The organism is Caulobacter sp. DWR3-1-2 (assembly GCF_049896225.1).
Taxonomy (GTDB): Bacteria; Pseudomonadota; Alphaproteobacteria; order Caulobacterales; family Caulobacteraceae; genus Caulobacter.
This window is the reverse complement of the sequence record NZ_JAFCTW010000001.1, coordinates 18,711-41,128: the sequence shown is the minus strand read 5'-3', so window position 1 is coordinate 41,128 and position 22,418 is coordinate 18,711. Positions and strand designations below refer to the sequence as shown.

The 22,418-nt window shown below is 65.9% G+C and carries 19 protein-coding genes and 1 pseudogene; 6 read left to right on the top strand and 14 right to left on the bottom strand.

The annotated features are described in order from the left end of the window. Positions 1 to 4 precede the first annotated feature (4 nt). From ACP696_RS00265 to ACP696_RS00240, 6 genes are all read right to left on the bottom strand, one after another. The gene (locus ACP696_RS00265) at positions 5 to 517 is read right to left on the bottom strand and encodes a flavin reductase family protein (RefSeq protein ID WP_426011786.1); all 513 of its coding nucleotides are present in this window, start codon (positions 515 to 517) and stop codon (positions 5 to 7) included. Continuing rightward, positions 517 to 1,914 (bottom strand): peptidase M20, encoded by a 1,398-nt coding sequence (locus ACP696_RS00260; protein WP_426011787.1) that lies wholly within the window; start codon positions 1,912 to 1,914, stop codon positions 517 to 519. Before ACP696_RS00260 ends, ACP696_RS00265 begins: the two co-directional genes overlap by 1 nt. 2 nt (positions 1,915 to 1,916) lie before the next feature. Next, positions 1,917 to 2,582, bottom strand: a complete 666-nt coding sequence (locus tag ACP696_RS00255) for a cysteine hydrolase family protein (protein WP_426011846.1) — start codon at positions 2,580 to 2,582, stop codon at positions 1,917 to 1,919. Between the two features lie 5 nt (positions 2,583 to 2,587). Beyond that, complete coding sequence (locus ACP696_RS00250; RefSeq protein ID WP_426011788.1) at positions 2,588 to 3,652, bottom strand: LLM class flavin-dependent oxidoreductase; 1,065 nt, start codon at positions 3,650 to 3,652, stop codon at positions 2,588 to 2,590. Positions 3,653 to 3,662: 10 nt separating this feature from the next. Continuing rightward, positions 3,663 to 4,961 carry a CynX/NimT family MFS transporter gene (locus tag ACP696_RS00245; RefSeq protein ID WP_426011789.1) on the bottom strand — a complete coding sequence of 433 codons (1,299 nt, stop codon included), beginning with the start codon at positions 4,959 to 4,961 and terminating at the stop codon, positions 3,663 to 3,665. A gap of 67 nt (positions 4,962 to 5,028) precedes the next feature. After that, positions 5,029 to 7,503, bottom strand: coding sequence for a TonB-dependent siderophore receptor (locus ACP696_RS00240; RefSeq protein WP_426011847.1), 2,475 nt, complete (start codon positions 7,501 to 7,503; stop codon positions 5,029 to 5,031). 424 nt (positions 7,504 to 7,927) lie between these two features. Here ACP696_RS00240 and ACP696_RS00235 point away from each other — a divergent pair, with 424 nt between their 5' ends. Further along, the gene (locus tag ACP696_RS00235; RefSeq protein WP_426011790.1) at positions 7,928 to 8,968 is read left to right on the top strand and encodes a substrate-binding domain-containing protein; all 1,041 of its coding nucleotides are present in this window, start codon (positions 7,928 to 7,930) and stop codon (positions 8,966 to 8,968) included. A 75-nt stretch (positions 8,969 to 9,043) separates the two neighbouring features. On the opposite strand, the gene ACP696_RS00230 is transcribed toward ACP696_RS00235, so the two are convergent. The 3 genes from ACP696_RS00230 to ACP696_RS00220 form a co-directional block, all read right to left on the bottom strand. Further along, on the bottom strand, positions 9,044 to 9,394 hold the full coding sequence (locus ACP696_RS00230; protein ID WP_426011791.1) for a hypothetical protein: 351 nt from the start codon (positions 9,392 to 9,394) through the stop codon (positions 9,044 to 9,046). A gap of 30 nt (positions 9,395 to 9,424) precedes the next feature. After that, positions 9,425 to 10,093, bottom strand: coding sequence for a DUF882 domain-containing protein (locus tag ACP696_RS00225; protein ID WP_426011792.1), 669 nt, complete (start codon positions 10,091 to 10,093; stop codon positions 9,425 to 9,427). 147 nt (positions 10,094 to 10,240) lie between these two features. Further along, the gene (locus ACP696_RS00220; RefSeq protein WP_426043420.1) at positions 10,241 to 11,689 is read right to left on the bottom strand and encodes a L,D-transpeptidase family protein; all 1,449 of its coding nucleotides are present in this window, start codon (positions 11,687 to 11,689) and stop codon (positions 10,241 to 10,243) included. A 271-nt stretch (positions 11,690 to 11,960) separates the two neighbouring features. Between ACP696_RS00220 and ACP696_RS00215 the strand changes: the two genes are divergently transcribed. The 3 genes from ACP696_RS00215 to ACP696_RS00205 all read left to right on the top strand — a co-directional run bounded on the left by ACP696_RS00215 (position 11,961) and on the right by ACP696_RS00205 (position 17,231). After that, a complete protein-coding gene (locus ACP696_RS00215; protein WP_426011794.1) occupies positions 11,961 to 13,025 on the top strand; it encodes a glycosyltransferase family 4 protein in 1,065 nt (354 codons plus the stop codon). Positions 13,026 to 13,148: 123 nt separating this feature from the next. Next, a complete protein-coding gene (locus tag ACP696_RS00210; protein ID WP_426011795.1) occupies positions 13,149 to 15,308 on the top strand; it encodes a glycogen debranching N-terminal domain-containing protein in 2,160 nt (719 codons plus the stop codon). Positions 15,309 to 15,434: 126 nt separating this feature from the next. Continuing rightward, positions 15,435 to 17,231, top strand: a complete 1,797-nt coding sequence (locus tag ACP696_RS00205) for a glycoside hydrolase family 15 protein (protein ID WP_426011796.1) — start codon at positions 15,435 to 15,437, stop codon at positions 17,229 to 17,231. 213 nt (positions 17,232 to 17,444) lie between these two features. Here the strand turns inward: ACP696_RS00205 and ACP696_RS00200 are convergent, their stop codons facing one another. Both ACP696_RS00200 and ACP696_RS00195 read right to left on the bottom strand, forming a co-directional pair. Beyond that, on the bottom strand, positions 17,445 to 17,615 hold the full coding sequence (locus tag ACP696_RS00200; protein ID WP_426043353.1) for a hypothetical protein: 171 nt from the start codon (positions 17,613 to 17,615) through the stop codon (positions 17,445 to 17,447). Between the two features lie 180 nt (positions 17,616 to 17,795). After that, positions 17,796 to 19,031, bottom strand: a complete 1,236-nt coding sequence (locus tag ACP696_RS00195; RefSeq protein ID WP_426043352.1) for an ectonucleotide pyrophosphatase/phosphodiesterase — start codon at positions 19,029 to 19,031, stop codon at positions 17,796 to 17,798. Between the two features lie 156 nt (positions 19,032 to 19,187). Between ACP696_RS00195 and ACP696_RS00190 the strand changes: the two genes are divergently transcribed. Both ACP696_RS00190 and ACP696_RS00185 read left to right on the top strand, forming a co-directional pair. Next, positions 19,188 to 20,105 carry an ABC transporter ATP-binding protein gene (locus ACP696_RS00190; RefSeq protein ID WP_426043351.1) on the top strand — a complete coding sequence of 306 codons (918 nt, stop codon included), beginning with the start codon at positions 19,188 to 19,190 and terminating at the stop codon, positions 20,103 to 20,105. Further along, positions 20,095 to 20,910: an ABC transporter permease gene (locus ACP696_RS00185; RefSeq protein ID WP_426030118.1), complete on the top strand. Its 816-nt coding sequence runs from the start codon at positions 20,095 to 20,097 to the stop codon at positions 20,908 to 20,910. Before ACP696_RS00190 ends, ACP696_RS00185 begins: the two co-directional genes overlap by 11 nt. A gap of 24 nt (positions 20,911 to 20,934) precedes the next feature. Here the strand turns inward: ACP696_RS00185 and ACP696_RS00180 are convergent. The 3 genes and pseudogenes from ACP696_RS00180 to ACP696_RS00170 all read right to left on the bottom strand — a co-directional run. Beyond that, a pseudogene (locus ACP696_RS00180) lies at positions 20,935 to 21,228 on the bottom strand (hypothetical protein); the annotation flags it as partial. 12 nt (positions 21,229 to 21,240) lie between these two features. Continuing rightward, the gene (locus tag ACP696_RS00175; protein WP_426011801.1) at positions 21,241 to 21,975 is read right to left on the bottom strand and encodes a HAMP domain-containing protein; all 735 of its coding nucleotides are present in this window, start codon (positions 21,973 to 21,975) and stop codon (positions 21,241 to 21,243) included. Next, positions 21,912 to 22,214 (bottom strand): hypothetical protein, encoded by a 303-nt coding sequence (locus ACP696_RS00170; protein ID WP_426043350.1) that lies wholly within the window; start codon positions 22,212 to 22,214, stop codon positions 21,912 to 21,914. The genes ACP696_RS00175 and ACP696_RS00170 overlap by 64 nt, the downstream gene beginning before the upstream one ends. Between the last annotated feature and the right edge of the window lie 204 nt (positions 22,215 to 22,418).

Below are 22,418 nucleotides of genomic sequence, written 5' to 3'. Positions count from 1 at the left end.
CTCCCTAAGCGTTAAGAAAGCCGCCGCGCACATAGACGAGCGGGGCCTTGGTTTCGTCGGCTATGACGCGCAGGACGCGGCCGACCAGGATTACGTGATCACCGCCGTCATGGGCGTCGTGCAGATCGCATTCGATGACCGCCGCGCAGCCGGCCAGCACCGGCGCGCCGCAGACCCCCGCCTCGACAGCGGTCAGGGCAAAGCGGTCGTCGCAGCCGAACTTGGCGAAGGCGTAGGCCAAAGGCCCCTGGTCGGCGGCTAGGATGTTGACGCAGAACACCTCCGTCGCGCTGACCGCCGCCAGGGTGCGGCTGTCGCGCTTCAGACAGACCAGCACCAGGGGCGGGTTCAGCGACAGGGCGCTGAAGGCGCTGACCGTGGTGCCGACCAGCCGCTCGTCCTGGCAGGTGGTGACCACCGTCACCCCGGCCGCGAAACTGCCCATCGCCTTGCGGAAATCGGCGAGTTCCGGCGGCGGGATCTCTTGCAAGGCGCCCTTTTTCCTCAAGACGCCCATCAGTCGTTTCCGAACGGGTTGTCGGGATAGACCGCCGAGGCCGGACGCTTCGCGCCCTCAGCGGGGCTGGCCCGGCCGCACACCGCCAGAGCGGTCAGGGCATAGACCAAAGCGCTGTCGACCAGATCCTGCGGCGTCGGCCGCCAGCGGCGAAAGCCCGTGGTGATGGCCGGAATGCGGTGCATGTTGAAGACGTTGTGATCGCGCCACATGCTCGAATAGACCGGATTGGCCAGGGCGACAGGATGGCCGAGGCTGAGCTTGGTGGCGTCGTCCACGGCGGCGACCAGGGGCGCCACCTCGCGGGCGTCGGCCTCGAATCCGTGGCGCACGACCACCGGCTCGATGTCGATGCGGCCCAGGCCGTTGTCGCGGACCATGGCCTCCAGCGAATGCTGGATGTCGGCCACGCGCTGCTTCGGGTTCAAACCCACCTCCAGATAGAGGTTCACCAGCTCGGTGCCTGCCCCGAAGGCGAACGGGATGCCGCCGCGGATCGCCGCGATCTGCGACTTGGGATTGGCCACGCCGCCGGGGCTGACATACTGGCTCGCCCTCTCCCATTCGCCGCTCCAGGCGTGGATGGCGTCGGTCAGCTTGCCGATCTTGTAGATCGGGTTGGGGTGCTGGGCCGAGGTCTCCGGATGGTCGAGCAGCGGGGTGAAGACGCCGTCGCCCCAGACCTGGAACCGGAAGACGGCATAGCCGCAACCCACCCAGGTCAGGCCAAAGTCGCAGCCCTCGGCGGCGATGGCGTAGTCGGGGGCGACGCCCCCGTGGTGGAACAGGTAGTGGGCCCCGATGTCCTTGCCCATATAGGCGACACCGCGGTGCTCCTCGATCGGCTCGGGGCCGATCTCGCCGGGACAGGCCGTAAGATAAAGTTTGCCGGCCAGCTCGTAGCCGGCGGTCTTCAGCGCCTTGGCGGCGATCATGAAGCAGCTCATCGGGCCGCGGTCATTGGCGATCGGGTATCCATAGAGCTTGCCGTCCTCCAGCCAGCACTTTTCCCATTCGGGATTGGCCAGGGTCTCGGGGCTGTACTTGTAGGCGTCCAGATCGGGGTTCCAGGTCGGCGCCTCGGTGTCGAGGTGGGCGGTAAACAGCAGGTTCTTGCCCCCCACGGTATTGGGACCCTTGCCGCCATACGTGCCGATGATGTTGGGCCGCTCCGGCGTGGCCCCGACCTTGCGCGGCGAAAAGCCCTCGCGCGCCATCCAGTCGTAGACGTAGTTGGCGACCTCCAGCTCCTTGCCCGACGGCGCGGGAATGTTGCCCAGGGTCAGGGCCAACTCGACGATCTCGTCCTGGCTGATCGCGGCGGCGATCGCGACGCGGTCGGCTTCGGTGACTTGGTAGGGCGCGCTGGCGCCCATCTGCGAAAATCCGTCAGCCATGCTCAAGCAGCCCCTTTCCAGGCGAGCTCGATCGCCGCCGTATCGGTCAGGATCGCGCTGTTCAGCTCCATCACCTTCAACGACGCCTCATGGATGTCCGCCTCGTAGGCGGCGCAGGCGTCGGTGGCGACGAAGACGTGGTAGTCGAGGCTGAAGGCGTCGCGCACGGTGCTGTCGATGCAGCACTCGGTGGTCAGGCCGGCCACCACCAACGTATCAACATCAAGCTTGGTCAGCTGGACGTCGAGATCTGTGCCGGCGAAGCCGCTGTATCGGGTCTTGGGCACCACCAATTCGCCCGGCAGCGGCTTGGGACCGTAGAACTCCGACCCCACCTCGCCGGCCCGGCAAAGGGCCGCGTCGATGTTCGGATCGCCCCCGCGCCGGCGCATGCGCTCGTTCCAGGCGGCGGAGTCGGTCTCCGGCGTGGTGTGCAGGCCGATGAACACCACCGGCACGCCGGCCGCGCGGGCGTCAGTCGCCAGCTTCTCGGCGGCCGCCAAGGCGGGCTCTACCACGCTCATGTCAATGAAGCCGCCCAGCGCGCCCTCGGGCGAGGCGAAGTCCACCTGCATGTCGATGATCAGCACCGCCGTGCGGCCCGGGGCGATCCAGCCCGCCAGGTCGTCGCCTTCTTTCGCGTTGGGCGTCTCGGTCACGGCGCTCACGGCGTTCACGAATACACCGACCGCAGGCTCGGTAGGATGTCGGCGCCGAACATCGTCAGGCCCTCGACATAGTCGGGGAAGATCAGCATCAGCCCGTCGAGCTCGCAGTAGGTAACAAACTCCTCGACCTGTGCCGCGCAGGAGGCCGGCGTGCCGACCACGGTCTGGGTCATGAAAGCGCCCTGCTGGGCGGCCACCGAATCCAGCTTCTCGGCCGGCACGCCCCAACTGGCCAGCATGGCCAGGATCGCGCCCAAGTCGGCGCCGTCCTTGTAGTGGTCGACCAGGCCTTGCGCCTTGGCGTCGGTTTCGCCGTGGACGATGGTGCACATGGCGTAGGTCTTGATGGTCTTGCCCATCTCTTCGGCCGCCCGCTTGGCGCGCAGCGAGGCGTCGCGGCGCTCGTCGGGCGTGCGGCCGCCGATGAAGCAGGCGTCGGCCTCGCGCACCGAGAACTGGAAGCCCCGATCGGACATGCCTGCGCAGATGATCTCCGGGCGCGGCTTGGACAGCGGCTTGGGCTTGGACTGGCAGTCCTTCATCGTGAAGAATTTGCCGGCGAAATCGACGCTGTCCTCGGCCCACAGGCGCTTAACCACCGTGGTCCATTCCTCGGTCAGGGCGTAGCGGTCGTCGTGGGACAGGCTATCGTCCCAAGCGCCCATCTGGTCGAACTCGCCCTTGTAGGCGCCCGCCACGATGTTGAGGCCCGCCCGGCCGCCGCTGATGTGATCGAGGGTCGCGATCATCTTGGCTGCGACCGCCGGGTTCTGCAGCAGCGGATGGATGGTGGCCCAGATGCGGACGTTCTTGGTGGCCTCGGCGATGCCGGCCATCATGGTGACGGACTCCAGGGCCGTGCCCCAATGGTCGGTCTCGCCGCCAAAGCCGCGGAACTTGCCCATCGACATCACGAAGTCCATGCCGACCTGATCGGCGGTCACCGCTGCGGCCTTGTTCTGCTGGTAGAGGCCGTCGAGGGTCGGCGTGGTCTTGGAGATGATCCAGCCGCCATTGGCGACCGGCAGGAAGACCCCGAAGTCCTTGTGCTTGGATGGGCTGTGGAACATGGGTTCCTCCTTAGGCGGCGTCTTGAAGCATACTGGGGACCGGTTCGGCGACCAGCTCTTGGGCGATGGCCTTGCGCGGTGGCCGCATGAACAGCGCCGCGATGAAGATTACGCCGATTATCGCCGCGCACACCTGGAAGGTTGGGACGAAGCTGCCCAGGCGGTCGCGCATCACGCCGCCGACCACCGGCCCCAGGGCGGAGACCGCGCCGATCAGGCAGACTAGGGAGAAGATCTCCAGGTTGTTCTTGCGACCATAATAGTTGAGCAGAAGGATGCTGACCGCCAGCACCGTCAGGCCAAACCCGACCCCAACCCCGACGGCGAACAGCATCATCAGCGGCCAGGTGGTGGCGTGGGCCAGGGCCAGCAGGCCGACGGCCATCATCCCTTGGGCGCCGGCCAGCAGCCAGCGCGGATCGACCCGGTCGCCCAGCAAGCCGCCGCCCATCCGGGCCACCACCTGCATCAGGGATTCCAGGCTGATGGCGGCCACCGCCACGGCCGAGACCACGCCCAGTTCGCTGAAATGGGTCGGCGCCAGGCTGACGGCGGTCACCCCACCCAGCAGGTGGGCGAAATAGGCGGCCAGGATCACGTAGAACTGCGGTGTGGCGATCGCCTCCTTCACCGACCAGTCCGTGGCGGTGCGGTAGACCTTGGCGTTGACGGGGGCGGCCTGGATGTCTTCGGCCACGGCCTTGTCGGTGACGACCGCCGCGGCCTCGAGCCAGGCCTGGCCACCGACCAAGGCCGCGCACAGGGCGCCGACCACCACCGAAGCGACGGCCTGGGCCCACCAGTAGGGACGCCAGCCGCCATGGGCCAGGTTCATGCCTTCCACCGCCATCCAAGGGCCGACGACGCCGCCCAGCGAACCGATGGTGAAATAGATTCCGAATGGCAGGGCGCGCTTCTTGAACAGCATCGACAGCACGTGGGTACCGGGGATCAGGGCCATCATCTGGTAGCCCACGCCCAACAGCGCCGTGCCGACAAGATAAACGGTCAGGCCCGGTGAGGCGGCGAGGCAGGCAAATCCCGCCACCATTACCGCCGAGCCGGCGATGATGGTGCCACGCACCCCGATCTTGCGGATCAGCATGGCCGGCAGCTTGGACGAGGCCCCGCAGAACGCGCCGAGGAAGGTGAATCCCAGGAAGGCGGGACCAAAGCCCCAGCCCTGCTCCTTGATCATCGCCGGCAGCACGACCCCCAGCGACGAAAAGGTCGAGGCGGTGATCAGGAACAGCAGCAGGCTCAGCGCGCCGAGCAGCAGCCAGGACCTCCACGGGATCGTCGTCGACATGGGCGTGCGAGCCTCCATGCTTAAGCGAGTCCCCGCCGCCCGATCGAGGCGGCGGGGAAAGTGGGAACTAGAACTTGCGGGCCAGGGTCACGCGCCACTCTCGGCCCTTGCTGGGCAGCGCGCCGAGGTTGGCGTAGCTGTCGGCGTCGGGCGTGAAGTAGAGCTTGTCGAACAGGTTATCGATGTTGCCTGTCACCGTGTACGGACCATATTCGTAATAGGCCGAGGCGCTGGCGACGTAATAGGCCGGATAGGTCACGGCGTTCCGCACTGTGCCGGCCGTCTTGGTCACATGGGTGACGCCCAACGTGCCGCCGACCTTGCCCCAGTCGTAGTCGTCGCTGGTATAGGCGCCGTACAGGCTGACCACCGATTTCGGGATCAGGGTGTAGTCATAGTCCCCGCCCCGGCCGGGCAGACCGCTCGGCCCGCCAAAGCTCCAGACCACATAGGTACCGCCGAACGCCTGCGACCCTGGGACACCGGCGGTATAGGCCGGGATATACTGGAACGAGGTGTCCGGCCCCTTTACCGTGGTGTGCTGGCTGTTGCCCGAGAAGGTGAAGCTGAAGTTCTCGCTGGCCAGCCAGCGGACTTCCAGCTCGACGCCCTTGGCGCGGGTGCCGGTCGGAGTGCCGCTGATGCCGGTCAGTTGGGTGCGGTTCTGGCGATAGCCGGCCAGCGACCCGACCAGGGTGCCCTGGAACCACTGGAACTTCACGCCGGCCTCGGCGAGGTCGCTATCCGACAGCCAGGCGTCGCTGGGATCGGCCACCAGGCTTGCGGCCACGTCGCCCGCCTGGCTCATCTCCAGGGCCGAGGCCTTGGCGTAGGTGATGTAGGGCATCAGGCCGGCCGGCAGCTTGTAGGTGGCGCTGGCGGTATAGGTGCCCTTGCCCTTGCTGGCCTTCTGCTCGCCCGACGCCTGGTAGCTAAGCACGCCAGTGTCGTGCGAGGTGACGTCGTAGTCGTCATAGCGACCACCCAGCATCAGGTTCAGCTTGTCGCCGATCAGGATGTCGGTGGTGAAGAACACGCCCTGCTGGGTCCAGTCGGTCTTGTTGTCGTTCTCCCAGGCCAAGCCCAGCACGCCCGCGCCGGTCTCGGTGGTGAACGGGCTGTCGATGATGTCGGCGGCCGTGGCGCCGTGGGCGATGTCGCGACGATCGAGGGCGATCACGCCGCTGTTGTAGCTCTCGCGCCGACGGCCCGAGAAGTCGCGGTATGAGGCGCCGATGAACGACTTGGCCTTCACCAGGCCGTCCATGAAGTCGTTGGCGAAGTTGTAGGTCAGGCGAGCTTCCCAGACCTGGCTGTCGACCCAGGAAGGGTAGCCATAGGAAACGAAGCGTTTGTTCTCTTGGTCGTCATAGAACAGCTGCGCCTTGATCGCGCTGGTCGGCGATAGGTCCTTGGCGAGGTCGAAATATAGGGTGTTGGTGTCAGTCTTCGAAAAGTCAGCCGGGCTGATATAGACCGTGCGCGGTGACAGCTTGGTCGTGCCCAGGCCGGTGTCCAGGATATGCGCGGCGTTGGTGTTATAGAAGTTGTAATAGGGGATGTAGAGCGGGTTGAAGGTGGGGTCGTAATAGTAGGGGTTGGCGCTGTTGCAGCTGATTTCGTTCAGGGTCATTCGGCCGTTGCCGTCGCTATCCTTCAGCGTGGTGTCGCGGCCCGTCGTGTAGGTCTGATTGTTGATCAGGTTCTGGGTCAGGCGGTTCCAGCCAGCGGTCTGCACGTCGCCGTCGGAATGGTACTTCATGCCGCCAAAGGCCGTGCTCCAGCCGTTACCCAGCTCGAAGTCGGCCGAGATTTCGCCGGTCTGGCGGCGCGGATAGATGCCCTTGTAGAAGCTGTGGCTGTCCTCGACCTCGCCATAAGCATAGACGCCGCCGGTCACCGGGCCGAAGTTCACCGGCAGGCCAAGCTGGGCGGTGGCGTTCTTCTTGTTGTACGAGCCGTAGGTCGCCGTGACCTCGGCGGTCGGTTCGCTCAGATAGCCGCCCTCATTCTTCCCGGACTTTGGGATGAAGTTGAGCATGCCGCCCACCTTGCCCGAGCCATAGATCGGGGTGGGCGGACCGCGGACGATCTGGATCTGGTCGGCCGCGCCGATCGGTGTCGAATAGGTGCCGCGGTTTTCGATGCGCTTGAAGCCGCGGAAATAGTTCTCGGCCAGAGTGCCGCGGATGTTGAGTGCGCCCGGCACGCCGTAGAAGCTGGCGGTGTAGGCGCCGGGCGAGACCTTGGTCAGGCCGTCGATGGTCTGGATGCCATAGCGCTGCAGCGTGGTGTCGCTGACGAAGCTGGCCGAGCGCGGGGTCTCCAGCAACGGCTTGTCCAGACCAAAGACCGTATTGTTGGGTCTGGTTTCCAGCAGACCGGCCTTGTCGCGCGCCTTGACGATGATCTCATCGACCGAGGTCGAGGGATCAGCCGGAGCGGTGTCCGCTGCGAAGGCATGGCTCGACGCGGCCACGGTCGAGAGGGCGAGCAGCACAGCGGCGGAAGATCCCGCCATCAAAAGCCGTTGGTTCGACATGACGTCCTCGTTCAAGGCGGTCGCGCCCATCACCCGCGGTGATATCCCCAGGACGACGCCTCTTGAGACCCAGCATCATCCCTCCTCGCCGTTCTGGCCGGATCGTCCTCTGACATTTTGAAGGAAATGTCCTTGTCGCTCGGTTCTTGCCCAGTCGATGGGGTGTTGCGCACGGCGAAGGTCAAGATACTTGATCCTCCGCGCACAAGGGGCCGCCAAAAGCGATCGCTGACTTACCCGCTTTAGCAAGAGGGCGATGTCGCCGCACACGGAACGTTCGGCCGACAATGATGCGTGGCGCCACACCGTCGCGAAACTTTGACAAAAATAGACGGCACTTGATCGTCACGGCCGCGTTCTGGTTAAGACGGGGTGTGTGGTTCGCCGCCAAGTTCTTCAGACCCCAAGCAACAGGATCTCGCCCATGAAAACCCTGCTCGGCGCCACTGCGGCGCTCGCCTTGCTCACTGGGGCGACAAGCGCCCACGCCGCTCGCGACTATGTCTGGGCCGCCGGCTCATCGACCGTGTTCCCGTTCTCCACCCGCACCGCCGAGAACTTCGCCAAGAAGACCGGCAAAAAAGCGCCCAAGGTCGAAAGCCTGGGCACCGGCGGCGGCATCAAGATGTTCTGCGGCGGCATGGGCGAAAAGTTCCCCGACATCGCCAACGCCTCGCGCCCGATGAAGAAGTCCGAATTCGCCGCCTGCAAGGCCGCCGGCGTCAACAACATCGTCGAGCTCAAGATCGGTTTCGACGGCATCGTCGTGGCCATGGACAAGCAAGCCCCCGACTACAATTTCAAGGTCGAGCACCTGTATCTGGGCCTGGCCCAAAACGCCCTGCGCGGCGGCCAATTCGTGGCCAATCCCTACAAGTCCTGGAAAGACATCGGCGCGGGCCTGCCGGCCAACCGCATCTTGGTCTACGGCCCGCCGCCCACCTCGGGCACCCGCGACGCCTTCGTGGAACTAGCCATCGAAAACGGCGCCAAGGCGTTCCCGACCGCCAAGAAACTGCATGACGCCGACGAAAAGGCCTTCAAGGCCAAGGTCGACCCGCTGCGCACCGACGGCCCCTGGGTGGATGCCGGCGAGAACGACAACGCCATTGTCGGCACCATCGAGAAGACCCCGGGCGCGCTAGGCGTCTTCGGCTACAGCTTCCTCGAAGAAAACGCCAACCGCATCAAGGCCGCCAGCGTCAACGGCGTGAAGCCCTCGGCACAGACGATCGCCAGCGGCCAGTACCCGCTGGCGCGCTCGCTCTACGTCTACGTCAAGAAGGACCAGGTGGGCGTGACCCCAGGCCTGAAGGAATTCATCGCTGAATTGGTCTCCGACTCCGCCAGTGGCCGGGGCGGCTACCTGCAGGGCCGCGGTCTGATCCCCCTACCCCCGGCCCAGCACGAAGCCCAGAAAGCCGCCGCCGGCAAGCTGACGCCGATGGCCGCGCCGAGGTCGTAAGGCTTTCGTTCAAGAACACGGAAACGGCCCCGGAGCGATCCGGGGCCGTTTTTCATTGCGCATGACCAGCGCGAATTAGTTCGTAGGCTGCTCGGAAGGCGCCCGCGACGTCATACCTGCGGCGGCGGCGTCATCAGCCATCTGGGCGTCGACCGGGGCGGCGGGAAGACCGGCGGTCGCCTGGGCCGGAACGGTCGCCACCGGCGGCGGCTCAGCGTGCGGAGCGGTGGTCACCGGCAGGGGGCGAGCGGCCGCTGCAGCAGCATCGCCGGCCTCCGTGCGGATTTCGGTCGGCCCATCTTCATAGCCGCCATCCATATTCATGGAACTGGCCATCAGCAGTACGCCGGCCGTGGCCACGGCCCCGACCAAGGCTCCCAGAAGAATCCATCCGAACGGGTTGCTCTTGCGTTCGGTCTTGGCCATCCGGGTCTTTCCTCTGATCTGCGGCCCCGCCTAGGAGCCGACCCAACGCCGGACAGGTCCGACGTCGAGGTGGACGAATTTACTGTCGGGGTAATAACCCACACCGCCCCGTCCGAGATCCAAGGCCGCGGCCCGAACGCGATCCAAAGCGACGTCCTCCAGATAGATATCAATCGCCTTGCCGTCCATGTGCAGGCTGCGTTTGGCGACCTCACCGCTGCGTTCATGCAACATGGCGTTGGTCTTGGGGGACCGGTAACCCGAGATGACCTGGTAGTGGGCCTTGGTATTGGTCTTCTGGGCGACATCGGCCAGGGTGTCGAACAGGCGGGGGTTCATCGGGTGGACGTCGCCGGTGCGATAGTCGCGCAGCACCTTGTCCAGGGCCTCGACGGCGTCGGGCACGTACTCGCCCTTTTCGAAATAGACCGCCTCGAGTTTTTCCTCAGTGTGAATGTTGCGCAACTTCAGCCAGCGTTGCGCATTTGAAGGAGGACCATAGGACGCGGCCGGAGCCGGCGCGACGTCAGCCAGACCCTCGGGCGGCAAGCCCTCGGACATTTGCGACTGGCGCATCAGCAAGTCGCCGATCAAATCAGCGGCAGAAAGTTTGGCTTGGGCGAACGCCGCCATTGGCCCGACCGCGCTCGCGCCGAGCACACCGAAACCAAGCCCCAAAAGCTTTCGTCGATCGATCATGGTACGCTTCCCCGGACTGACCCTGCGAGATTGCCGGAAGGCTGGATCCCCGCACTTGGCGATCCTCAAGCAGACATTAGAACGCACGAGTCCTTTCGGAACTGAAAAGGCTCGTGACGGGGAAGAGGCCCTAAGCGCGCCCTGGGGTCAAGCTGAGCCGGTTCCGGATGCGGCAATACGCTGCACCAGCACCCTATCCCAGCCATAGGGATCATCGCGGAAGTTTACTTGCCCGTCTGGCGTCACATAGGCCGTCCAGTAGAGCAGAAATACGGCGATTGGTTGAGCTAGGGGCGCGCGGACGGTCTTGCCGGCCGCGATAGTCGCGTCGACCACCTCAGGACTCCAGGCCGGATCACTGCCCAGCAGCTGTTTGGCCAGAGGGATCGGCTTCTCCAGACGCACGCACCCGTGGCTGGCCAAACGGCTGAAGCTTGAGAACCGCGCGCGGCTGGGGGTGTCGTGCAGGTAGACGCCGTAAGGGTTGGCGAAGTCGAATTTTACCAGGCCCAAAGCCGCCTTGGGGCCGGCCTTCTGCTGCAGGCGCGAGCCGCCGTCGCCGGTGGGAATGACAATGAAGTCGTTGTTGGCGAAATAGCTCGGGTTGGCCCGCTGCTTGGGCCATAGCTCCTTAGTGGCGATCGAGGACGGCACGTTCCAGGGCGGGTTCAGCACGATGGAGGTGACGGTCGAGGACAGCATTGGCGTCTCGTCGCCTGGACGGCCGGTCACCGCGCGCATGGTCAGGGTCGGGGCGTCGTCATGGAAGACGCTCATCACCGCAGCTGCGATATTGACCTGGATCCGGTCGGCCGGCAGTTGCTGCGGCAGCCAGCGCCAGCGTTCCATATTGGCCAGGATCTGATCGATCCGGCGCTCAACGGGTAGGTTCAGCGCCGCCAGCGTTGCAGGGCCGAGGCCGCCATCGGGGTTGAGGCCAAAGCGCTTCTGGGCGCGCATCAGCGCCTGTTGCAAAGCCTCGTCGAACACCGGGGCCGAGTCGACGGCTATGGTCGAGTCTTCAACGGCCAGCCGGGCCTCCAGCGCGGCGATGCGCGGATCGTTGGTCGCCCCCAGCTTCAGCGGCGCGCCCCCGGGAACCATCCCCCAACCGCCTCGCATGGCGATCTCGCGATAGGTCACCAGGCCTTTACGCAGGGTCTGATAGCCAGTGTAGGGCGGCGGCAGGCCATCGAGCCACGGACCCAGGCGATCCTGCGCGGCGGCCAGGACGAAGTCCGCACCGGGATCGTACGGCAAGGGACGCAGGCCCCAGTTATTCAGGAACGCCTCGGGCGCCAACCGGCCGGAGTGCACGGCGCGGGCATAGCGCAGGGTCAGAGCGATCAACTGGGTCTGGCCGACCTGGCGCGTGCCGGTATCCCGCGCGCCCAGCATCGGCACGATGGAGTCCGGCGAGAAGGCGGTGGGTTCGAAACCATGGCTTGGCGCCTGGGCCAGGGTCCGCACCAGCATATCGGCTTGATCGGGCCGTAAGACCACGCTGGTCGGAACAGGCGCGAAGCTCAACGGCTGTGGCGGCCCTAGAACGAGCGGCGCGTTCTGAACCTGGGCGCCGACCGCGCCAAGCGTCATGAAGGAAAGCGCGCCGCCAAGCAGTGCGTCACGTTTGGTCCAGGTCTTGATCACCGTCAAAAGGTCTCGCCGCACGCTCGTACGCGGCCAGTCCGCGTACACTCAAATGGCCGTCACGTCGCTCGCGCGTCAACGCAAGTAGCGCGGAAGGCGAACGGTTCAAACCGCTTAAGGTTCTTTATTTTCGTTGCGGAACCTAACGGCCACACTGGCGGTTTCTTCCGGCGTCGGGGCGCGCGAACGCGCCCTTCGAGTTTCAGGACTTCAACCCATGAAGATCGCCCAGGTGCCCCCCCTGTACGAAGCTGTTCCGCCGCGCTTCTATGGCGGCACGGAACGCGTCGTGGCGCATCTGACCGACGCCCTGGTCGATCTGGGCCACGAGGTCACCCTGTTCGCCTCCAGCGACGCCAAGACCAAGGCAGAATTGGTGGCCGTGCGCGATCAGGCCATCCGCCTCGACCCCGCGCCGCTGAAGTCAGATCTGGCCGCCCACATGTCCATGCTGGCGGAGGTCAAGCGCCAGGCGCACCGCTTCGACGTCATCCACTTCCACACCGACATGGTGCAGTTCCCGATGTTCGAGGAGATGGCGGCCAAGACCCTGACCACCCTGCACGGCCGCCTGGATCTGAAGGATCTGCCTGGCGTCTATCGCCGCTGGACCCAATATCCGCTGATCTCCATCTCCGACGACCAGCGCCGCCCGCTGCCCTTTGCGAATTGGGCCGGGACGGTGCTGCACGGCATGGCCGCCGAGGTCTACGACTTCAACGCTAAGCCTGACGGCTACCTGGCGTTCCTCGGGCGCATTTCGCCCGAGAAGGGTCCCGACCGCGCCATCGCCATCGCCAAGCGCCTCGGCAAGAAACTGAAGATCGCCGCCAAGATCGACGCGGCCGATCGCGCCTATTTCCACGCCGAAATCGAGCACCTGCTCGATGATCCGCTGATCGAGTTCGTGGGAGAGATCGGCGATCATCAAAAATCGGAATTCCTCGGCAAGGCTGACGCTTTGCTGTTCCCCATCGCCTGGCCCGAACCCTTCGGCCTGGTGATGATCGAGGCCATGGCCTGCGGCACCCCAGTCATCGCCTACGACTGCGGCTCGGTTCCAGAGGTGATCGAGAATGGCCGGACCGGTTTCATCGTCACAGATGAGGACGGTGCCGTTGAAGCCGTGCGACGCGTGGGTGAAATCGATCGTTTCGGCGTTCGCCAGCGCTTTGAAGAGCGGTTCTCGGCCATCGCGATGGCGAACCGCTATCTGGACATCTACGATCATCTCGAAAAAGCGACCGCGCCGAAGCGCCTGACGCTGGCTCAAAGCGCCTGAGCATCGCGGCTCCGGGAACGCCCCGTCCGCGACACGATCAGGTTTTAGGACTCGCCAACCCGCCCGCCGCATCATCGCGGCGCGGCGGGCTTTCGAGGGACCTCAGCGCAAGAGGCCAAGTTCATGGATGATATGACGCCGGACGCCCCCACGGGCTCGGTTGAACAGGGCGAGACGGGCGAACCCCGGTCGCCCTCCAACCTTTTCGCCTTAAAGGACAAGGACACCTTCTTGGTGGCCGACGCCTTCGGCGACGTTATGGGCGCGGCCGACGGACTCTTTCATGACGACACGCGCCTGCTGTCCAAGCTGCGCCTGCTGCTGGGCAACCGTTCGCCGGCCCTGCTGAGCGCGTCCGTTTCGCAGGACAATGTGTTCTTCACCTCGCACTCGACCAACGAGCCCCTGCCCGCCTTGGGCGGCGCGGCGGCGCCGCATGGCGCCATCCATGTCGAGCGCAAGCGGTTCCTGTGGGACCAACGGCTCTATGAGCGCCTGCGCTTCGTCAACTACAGCCGCGACATGGTGATCCTGCCCGTCGGCCTCGAGTACGACGCCGACTTCCACGACATGTTCGAAGTGCGCGGGTCCAAGCGCCCCGCGGGCCGTGGCCGCGTTTTGCCAGCGGAGATGGACGGGCGCAGCGTCACCTACGCTTATGATGGGCTGGACGGGGTGCGTCGCACCAGCGTGGTTTCATTTTCCGATCCGCCGGGCCGCCTGGGTCCGCAACGCGCCGACTTCATGTTCATGCTGACGCCGGAAACCCATTTCGACCTCCATATCGAGGTCGGGGTGAAGCCGGACCACCCGCCGACCCGCGAGCGTTGGCGCGACGCCGCCGCTCGGGCCCGGGTCGATATGCGCAAGCGCCGGCGGCGGGGGGCGCGGCTGCACAGCTCGGGCCGGCTCTTCAACGACTGGCTGGAAAAGTCTCGGGCGGATCTGGCCCTGTTGACCACCGAGTTCGCGACCGGCCCCTATCCCTATGCCGGCATTCCCTGGTTCTCGACGCCGTTCGGCCGCGACGCAATCATCACCGCCTGGCAGGTGCTGTGGATCGAGCCGGGCCTGGCCAAGGGCGTGTTGGGCTATCTGGCCGAACACCAGGCCTTGGAGGTCAGCGCCTTCCGCGACAGCGCACCGGGCAAGATAATGCACGAGACCCGCAAGGGCGAGATGACCGCGCTCGGCGAGTTGCCGTTCGGCCGCTATTACGGCGGGGTCGACACCACGCCGCTGTTCGTGGCCCTGGCCTGCGCCTATGCCGAACGTACGGGCGACCTGACCTTCATCGAGAATTTGTGGACGCCACTGACGGCGGCCATCGCCTGGATCGAGCACTTCGGCGACAGCGACGGCGACGGCCTGATCGACTACGCCAGGGGCCTGGACTCCGGTTTGTCCAACCAGAACTGGAAGGACAGCGAGGACAGCGTCTTCCACGAGGACGGCAAATTTCCCGACGGCCCGATCGCCGTCGTCGAGGTCCAGGGCTACGCCTTCGCCGCTTTCAAGGGCATGGCGGACCTGGCCGAGCGGCGCGGCGATCCGCAGAACGCCGAACGTTGGCGAGCCAAGGCCGAGCATCTGCGCCAACAGGTCGAGGACAAGTTCTGGATGGAGGACAAGGGCTTCTACGCCATGGCCATCGACGGTCACGGCAAGCCCTGCCGGGTCAAGGGCTCCAACCCCGGCCACCTGCTGTTCTGCGGCCTGCCCTCGCCCGACCGCGCCAAGAAGGTGGCCGACACTTTGCTGTCGGCGGCCTTCCACAACGGTTTCGGCGTGCGGACCCTGGCCCAAGGCGAACCGCGATTTAACCCGATGAGCTACCACAACGGTTCGGTCTGGCCGCACGATACCGCGATTTGCGCCATGGGGCTGGCGCGCTACGGCCATCGCGACGGGGTGGTGCAGATGACCTCGGGCCTGTTCGAAACAGCAGCCCACTATGAAATGCGGCTGCCCGAGCTGTTCTGCGGTTTCCCACGCCAGCCGGGCGAGCCGCCCGTGGCCTATCCGGTGGCCTGCCTGCCCCAGGCTTGGGCGGCTGGCTCGGCCTTCATGATGCTGCAGGCGTGCCTGGGGATCACCGTAGACGGCTGGAAGAATGAGGTGCACCTCACCGATCCGCGCCTGCCCATCGGCATCGATCACCTGACCATCGGCGGCCTTGGCGTCGGCGACGCCCTGACCGATATCAGTTTCGAACACAACGGACCGCGCGTCGCGGCCCATGTCGGCAAAGGTTCGACCGTACCACTGCTCATCCGGCGATGACCCGAAGTCAGTATCCTCCGGAAAAAGCCGGGTGCAGGAAAGCCCGCGAGAGACTCCTGACGAGTCTGGGTCCCGACCATTTTCGTCGGGAAAACGGAAACAAGAAACCAGCATAACGAGGCCCCCATGCCCCAAACCCTTGACCTTTTCCCGATCGGCAACTGCGCGGTCAACGCCCTGATCGACCGCGGCGGCCGCTTCGTCTGGACCTGCATGCCGCGCGTCGATTCCGATCCGGTGTTCAGTAGCCTGCTGGGCGGTCTGGAGCCTGAAGATCCCGCGGCGCAGGGGACGTGGGAGGTCGCGGTCGAGGGCAAGCAAACCATCGACCAGGCCTATCTGCGCAACACCCCGATCCTGCGCACGGTGATCACCGACGCCGACGGCGCCAGCCTGGAGATCCTCGACTTCGCACCCCGTTATCGCCAATTCGGTCGAATCTTCCGCCCTACCGCGTTCATCCGTCTGGTCCGGCCAATCAGTGGCGTCTGCCGCATTACTTTGCGGGCCCGCCCGACCGCCGAGTGGGGCGCCAAGCTCGCCGAGCATACGAACGGCTCCAACCACATTCGCTACCTCGGCTCGGACATGACCCTGCGTCTGACCACCGACGCGCCGGTGTCGCACATTCTGGAAGAGCGCACCTTCCGTCTGGAACAGCCGATCGCCATGTTCCTGGGCGCTGACGAGGGGTTCAACGCCGATATCGGGGCCACCTGCACCCGCATGCTGCAACAGACCGAAGAATATTGGCTGGAATGGGTGCGTGGCCTCGCCGTGCCGCTCGACTACCAGAGCGCGGTGATCCGCGCGGCCATCACCTTGAAGCTCTGCACCCACGAGGAGACCGGCGCGATCGTCGCGGCCATGACCACCTCGATCCCCGAACATGCCAACAGTGGTCGCAATTGGGACTACCGCTACTGCTGGATGCGCGACGCCTATTACGTGGTTCAGGCCCTGAACCGCCTGGGCGCGGTCGACATTCTGGAGAACTATCTGGGCTATCTGCGCAACATCGTCGACCGCGCCGACGGCGGCCATATCCAGCCGCTGTTCGGCGTGGGCTTCGAGCCGCAACTGACCGAGCGCTTCGCCCCCGACCTGCCCGGCTATCGCGGCATGGGGCCGGTGCGCATCGGCAACCAGGCCTTCGAGCACCAGCAGCACGACGTCTATGGCCAGATCATCCTGTCCTCCACCCAGGCCTTCTTCGACGAGCGCCTTTTGCGACCCGGAACGGTCGAGGACTTCAAGAACCTGGAGCCGGTGGGCGAACGGGCTTTCCAGCTTCACGACCAGCCGGACGCCAGCCTGTGGGAGTTCCGCGGCCGGGCCAATGTCCACACCTATTCGGCGGTGATGTGCTGGGCGGCCTGCGACAGGCTGGGCAACGCCGCCGCCAAGCTCGGCCTGGCCGACCGGGCCGACTTCTGGAATGCCCGCGCCGCCCAGGTCCGCGCCACCATCGACAAACGCGCCTGGAATGAGGAACTCGGTCGCTTCGCCGCCACCTTCGAGGGCGACGAACTGGACGCCAGCCTGCTGCAGTTGGTCGATCTGCGCTTTCTCGAGGCCAATGACCCGCGCAATGTCGCCACCGTCGAGGCCGTCGAGGCGGGCCTGCGCAAGGGCTCCTACCTGCTGCGCTACGCCATCCCCGACGACTTCGGCGCCCCGCAGACTGCGTTCAACATCTGCACCTTCTGGCTGGTCGAGGCCCTCTACCTGGCCGGTCGCATCGAGGAGGCGCGGGCGCTGTTCGAGGAGATGCTGGCGCGCCGCACCACCGCCGGCCTGCTGTCGGAGGACATCGGCTTCGCGGACGGCGAGCTGTGGGGCAACTATCCGCAAACCTACAGCCTGGTCGGCCTGATCAACTGCGCGGTGCTGCTAAGCCGGCCTTGGACGTCGGTGCGGTGAGAGGCAAGACCGCTCGAAAATTAGCGGTCGCTAGCGCCATCTTGCCGTCAGAAAAATATGGCTATCTTGATAGCCATACGGAGATCCCATGAGCACCTGCAGCGTAGCGGACGCCAAGAATGGCGCCCTCCAAGTGGATGTGGACGGTCTGGGTGTTGCGGCCGTCGATCGAGGCCGGACTGCGATGCTTCTCGGTCCACTCGGTCCCAATCATCACGGGCTGTCGCCGAATTTCATCTCCGAATAGGCGAGGTCGCCCTCGGCGTCCTCAATCAGCGTCGCCAGGTCGAAGCCGAACGCCGCCTCCAGGAATTTGAGCGCGGAATTGGGATCTCGATAGCACAGGGCCGAGGTGAAACCGTTGCGGGTCGGACGAGGCTCCATTGCGAATATCCGCAATATTTAACAGATATCGCAACTATATGAGTAAGGGGGTTTATCGACAGGTCGGCTGGCGCGCCTAGAGCATTTCCCGACCTGACTGCGTCAGGCCGTGAGCTCTAATATTTTGTTTTGACGCATTTTTCTTCACGCGAACCGGAACCACTTCGCTCGAAAAATGCTCTAGCGCAGCGCCGGCCCGATCGGCCAGATCCGCCCATCGCCCTTCTCGCCCCGAACGCCGATCAAGCGCGTCAGCAACGGATAGACAGCGACATTGTCGAACACCGGCAGGACCACGCCGGGCCGGAAGGCTGGGCCGTGGGCGACGAACACCGCGCGCATGTCGGAGTCGGCAGGATCGTAACCATGCGCTCCGCCGTCGCGCGGATGCTCATCCCAGCGTTTCTTGATCGAGGTCGCGGTGGTGAAGTACCAGCCCTTTTCGGCCAGGCAGACGATCGGTTGAACACGGGGATTGGCGCCGTAACCAAAACGGGCCGGGATCTTGGCCTTCTCCCAGCAGGTCAGGTGGGGGATGGGCTTGAGCAGCGCCGCGCGCACCTCGGCCTCGTGCCCGACCAGCGGCCGAACGCCGACGACCGATCCCGTGCCGACCAGGCGCACCTTGGGGGGATCAACGATCGTCGCCAGATCAATCAACTTGCTCAGCGGTTGGGGCGCCATGCCGTGGTCGGCGACGACGACGATATTGGTGGTGTCGTAGAGTCCCCTCACCTTCAGGCCCGCCACCAGGCGCGCCACGGCCGTGTCCACCTCGACGATCGCGGTGTTCACCTCCGGCGAGACCGGGCCGTAATGGTGGCCCTGGGTATCGACGACATCGAAATAGAGGGTGGTGAAGCCCAGCTCGGGTGCGTCGGAATCGATCCAGGACAGCAGGGTGTCGACCCTGTCGTTCGAGGCGAGCTTCTCGTCGAACACCTGCCAGCGGCTGGGCCGAACGCCCTCGATCTCCGACTCCGAGCCAGGCCAGAACAGCGTGCCAGCGTGAACGCCCTGGCGTTCGGCGGTCACCCAGAGCGGCGTTGCCTGGCTCCACCAACGCCCGTCACTGACCGCCTGGTGGTTCGACATCTTGAAGGCGACGCCGGGAATTTCGGCGTCCTCCATGGTGTTGTCGACCACGCCATTGTGGTCCGGGCGCTTGCCGGTGATCAGCGTGTAGTGGTTCGGATAGGTCAGGCTGGGAAACGACGGCCGCATCGCGCCGCGCACGCCGTCGGCGGCCAGGGCGCTCAGGGTCGGGGTCTCGCCCCGGTCCAGATAGTCGGGCCGAAAGCCGTCGAGTGACACCAGGATGGTCAGGGCTGACTTGGGTGGCGACGGCGCGGACGTCGCGCATGCGCCCAGCGTCAGGGCCAGAACCAGGGCGAACCAACGATGAGCAGCGAACATCAAGCGCCTCCAACTCAAGCTCCTTGGTCTATAGCTCAGTCATGTGACGGCGCTACGCATGACGGCGACTTAACTTGGCGGGCCCGCTCCGCCCGGCCATAGTCCCCGCGTGTCGCAGGGAGTCGCCGCCATGACCAACGCCGAAATCGGCTGTCCATGAGTTTCGCCCTGGAGGCCGAGGGCCTGACCAAGACCTATGGCGCGGTGCGCGCCCTGGACGGGCTGTCGCTGAGCATCCCGGCCGGGGGCGTGTTCGGCGTGCTGGGTCCCAACGGCGCGGGCAAGAGCACCTTGTTTCGCATCGCCTTGGGCCTGGTGCGACCCACCAGTGGCTCGGCGAAGCTGTTCGGCGCCAGCGCCGGCGGCACGGCCTCGCTGCGCCGGGTCGGCGCGATGATCGAGACCCCGCGCTATCCGCCCTATCTGACCGCCCGCGACACCCTCAAGATGCTGGCGCTGGAAAGCGGCGCGGCGGGCGCCGACATCGAATATTGGCTTGAGCGGGTGGGCCTAGGCGGCGCGGCCGACCGCAAGACCGGCGGCTTCTCGGTGGGCATGAAGCAGCGGCTGGGCCTGGCGGCGGCCTTCTTCACCCGCCCTGAACTCGTGATCCTGGACGAGCCGACCAGCGGCATGGACCCTGCCGGCATCCAGGAGATCCGGGCCCTGATCCGCGATCTGGCCGACAGGGAGGGCGTGACCATTATACTGGCCAGCCACCAGTTGGACGAGGTGCGCCGGGTCTGTGACCGGGTGGCGATCCTGTCCAAGGGTAGGCTGGCCTCGGAGGGCTCGGTCGAGAGCCTAACGGGCGGCCGCGCGCGGCTGCGTCTATCGGTGACGCCGATCGACAAGGCCTTGGCCGTGCTCGGCGATCGTGGCGTGCCCGACGGTCCCGACGCCGTGTTGGCCGACCTGCCCCGCGCCGAGACCCCCGCCCTGATCCGCGCCCTGGTCGAGGCCGGCGTCGAGATCACCGAGGCCCGCTGGCGCGAGGCCGATCTGGAGAGCGCCTATCTGGGCGCGCTGGAAGACTCTGACCTCAAGACCGGGAACGCCGCCGATGCTCGCTGACGCCATCGCCGCCGAGCGTTTCCGGCTGATCCGCGACCGAACCGGCGTGTTCTGGGGCTTCCTGTTCGTGCCCCTCGCTTCGCTGTTGTTTAGCCTGGCCACCGACATCTTCGTGCGCGCCGCTTTCCACCGCACCATCCCTGGCGCGACCACCGACCTGGCCAACCGGACCCTGGGCGCGGTGGCGGGCGCGGCGGGGCCCGTCACCGCCCTATTCCTGCTGATCGGCGCGGCGGCCATCGTCGCCGGCGACTATCGCTGGGAGACCTGGCGCCTGGTGACCCCGCGCAACGGCCGCCTCAACCTGCTGACCGCCAAGTTGATCGTCTTCGCCGAAGCCGCCGCCTGGAGCTTGCTGCTCACCGCAGTCGTGGCCGTTCTTGCTGGAGTGTTCAGCAGCGCGGTCAACGCCGCGCCGCTGGTCGGCCCGCCGGCAGGCTCAAACGTCCTGGGCCAGTTTGCGGGCGTGTTCCTGATCACGTGGCTGCAAATGATCCTGGTCGGCGCCTTGGCGGCCATGATCGGCGTGGTGACGCGTTCGACCATGGGCGCGGTCGTGGCGGGCCTGGTGGTGGTGGTGGTCCAGTCCACCCTGGCGACCATGGCTCAGGAAACCACTTGGAAGGCCCTGGCGATCCCAGCCTACGCCGCTCGCACCCTGAAGACCTTTGTCGCCGCTCCGGCAGGCATGCGGCCCGAGGCTGGTCCGGCGGGTTTGGGACTGTTGCTGCTGCTGGTCTGGCTGGTGATCTTGGCTGGCGCCGCCGTGATGCTGTTCAAGCGGCAGGATCTGACGAAGGAATAGCGATGGGGCTTGGACGCATCTCGGTTATCGCGCGGTGGCAGCAGGCCCTGGTTGTCGCTGGGTGTGGCCTATGGCTCTCGGCCTGCGCAACGCCGAAAGCGTCCGTAACGCTTTCTGTCGAGGATCAGCGCACGGCCGACCGGATCGCGCTCGGTCAGGAAGTAGCGGCGCTGGAGAAGCAGGGCATCGACAGCCCGCTGATCCTCGCGGGTCCAGCCGCGCGACAGCCGGCGCGCCCCGCGCGGCTTCCACGCCAGCGTTCAGGGCCAGCAGGCTGGTCTCGAAAGCGATCTCGTCCATGACGCCCAGAATCTCCGAAACCTTGGCCGACTAGGTTTCGATCTGAACCAGGGCCTCGGCGGCCCGGCCGACGACCTGGCTGGAGCGGTGGGCCACGGACCGGCTGTCGATCACCGCCGCATTGGCCTCGTTGGCCCCCTCGGCGGTGCGCTTGACGCTGGCGCTGACCTCGCCCAGGGCCGAGGCCGTCTCGGCCAGGCTGGCGGCCTGCCGCTCTGTGCGCGCCGACAGGTTCTCGATGGCGTCGCTAATTTCGCCCACTCCAGACCGCTGCACGCTGGCCACACCGATCACCTCGCCCAACGCCCCCTCCAGAGTCGCCATCGCCCGGTTGAAATCGCCGCGTAGACCTTCATAGGCTTGCGGGAACGCGGTCTGCAGCCGCGCCGTCAGGTCGCCGGCCGAGAGCCGGGCCACGGCAGCGCCCAAGGCTTCGACGACCTGAAGGCGGCCTGCTTCCTCGGCCTGACGTTCGGCGTCGCGCTGGGCCTTGGTGGACTGGGTTTGCGCCTGTTCGGCGGCGATTCGCGCTTCGGCGGCCTGGCGTTCGACGATCGCCTCGCGGAACACCGCCACCGAGGTGGCCATACCGCCGATCTCGTCGCCCCGTCCCGCGAACGGCACGGCGCTTTCATAGTCCCCGGCCGCCAGCCGGACCACGAAGCCGGTCATGGCCTCGATGGGTTGGACAATGCGGCGGCTCATAAGTGCGACGCCGCCGCCGACCCCGGCCAGCACCAACACGCCGGCCCCGCCCAGCAGCATGAAAGCCAGACGGGTCTGGTGAGCGGCGGCCGCTCGACGGCCTGAGCGTCTCGATTGGCCATCACCACGACCTTGGCGATCACGGCCCGATGGGCCTCGTAGGCGGCGTCGGCGCGGGCCAGGCCCTGGCGGGCGCAGTCCAGGTCGCCGGACCGCACGGCCGGCAGGATCTCCTGGTCGATCACGCGCCAGAAGTCGGCGGCGGGGGCGGCGGACTGGTTGACCAGCATGTCGCGCATGTCCGCGTCGATCGACGCTTTCGTCCAGTAATCGCGGCGGCTGCCGTAATCCTTGCGCAGTTCGCCAGCTTGTCGGTGGCTGCCTGCACGGTCTCGGAATGGGCCACCAGCTTGGTCGCCACTAGAGCATTTTTCGAGCGAAGCGGTTCCGGTTCGCGTGAAGAAAAATGCGTCAAAACAGAAGATTAGAGCTCACGGCCTGAC

Coding starts and splice junctions, on each gene's coding strand:
- ACP696_RS00235 (WP_426011790.1), top strand. CDS start 7,928: ATGAAAACCCTGCTCGGCGCCACTGCGGCGCTCGCCTTGCTCACTGGG.
- ACP696_RS00215 (WP_426011794.1), top strand. CDS start 11,961: ATGAAGATCGCCCAGGTGCCCCCCCTGTACGAAGCTGTTCCGCCGCGC.
- ACP696_RS00185 (WP_426030118.1), top strand. CDS start 20,095: ATGCTCGCTGACGCCATCGCCGCCGAGCGTTTCCGGCTGATCCGCGAC.
- ACP696_RS00240 (WP_426011847.1), bottom strand. CDS start 7,503: ATGTCGAACCAACGGCTTTTGATGGCGGGATCTTCCGCCGCTGTGCTG.
- ACP696_RS00220 (WP_426043420.1), bottom strand. CDS start 11,689: ATGACGCTTGGCGCGGTCGGCGCCCAGGTTCAGAACGCGCCGCTCGTT.
- ACP696_RS00230 (WP_426011791.1), bottom strand. CDS start 9,394: ATGGCCAAGACCGAACGCAAGAGCAACCCGTTCGGATGGATTCTTCTG.
- ACP696_RS00260 (WP_426011787.1), bottom strand. CDS start 1,914: ATGGCTGACGGATTTTCGCAGATGGGCGCCAGCGCGCCCTACCAAGTC.
- ACP696_RS00205 (WP_426011796.1), top strand. CDS start 15,435: ATGCCCCAAACCCTTGACCTTTTCCCGATCGGCAACTGCGCGGTCAAC.
- ACP696_RS00175 (WP_426011801.1), bottom strand. CDS start 21,975: ATGCTGCTGGGCGGGGCCGGCGTGTTGGTGCTGGCCGGGGTCGGCGGC.
- ACP696_RS00265 (WP_426011786.1), bottom strand. CDS start 517: ATGGGCGTCTTGAGGAAAAAGGGCGCCTTGCAAGAGATCCCGCCGCCG.
- ACP696_RS00210 (WP_426011795.1), top strand. CDS start 13,149: ATGGATGATATGACGCCGGACGCCCCCACGGGCTCGGTTGAACAGGGC.
- ACP696_RS00225 (WP_426011792.1), bottom strand. CDS start 10,093: ATGATCGATCGACGAAAGCTTTTGGGGCTTGGTTTCGGTGTGCTCGGC.
- ACP696_RS00170 (WP_426043350.1), bottom strand. CDS start 22,214: ATGCGCGACATGCTGGTCAACCAGTCCGCCGCCCCCGCCGCCGACTTC.
- ACP696_RS00250 (WP_426011788.1), bottom strand. CDS start 3,652: ATGTTCCACAGCCCATCCAAGCACAAGGACTTCGGGGTCTTCCTGCCG.
- ACP696_RS00200 (WP_426043353.1), bottom strand. CDS start 17,615: ATGGAGCCTCGTCCGACCCGCAACGGTTTCACCTCGGCCCTGTGCTAT.
- ACP696_RS00195 (WP_426043352.1), bottom strand. CDS start 19,031: ATGTTCGCTGCTCATCGTTGGTTCGCCCTGGTTCTGGCCCTGACGCTG.
- ACP696_RS00245 (WP_426011789.1), bottom strand. CDS start 4,961: ATGTCGACGACGATCCCGTGGAGGTCCTGGCTGCTGCTCGGCGCGCTG.
- ACP696_RS00190 (WP_426043351.1), top strand. CDS start 19,188: ATGAGTTTCGCCCTGGAGGCCGAGGGCCTGACCAAGACCTATGGCGCG.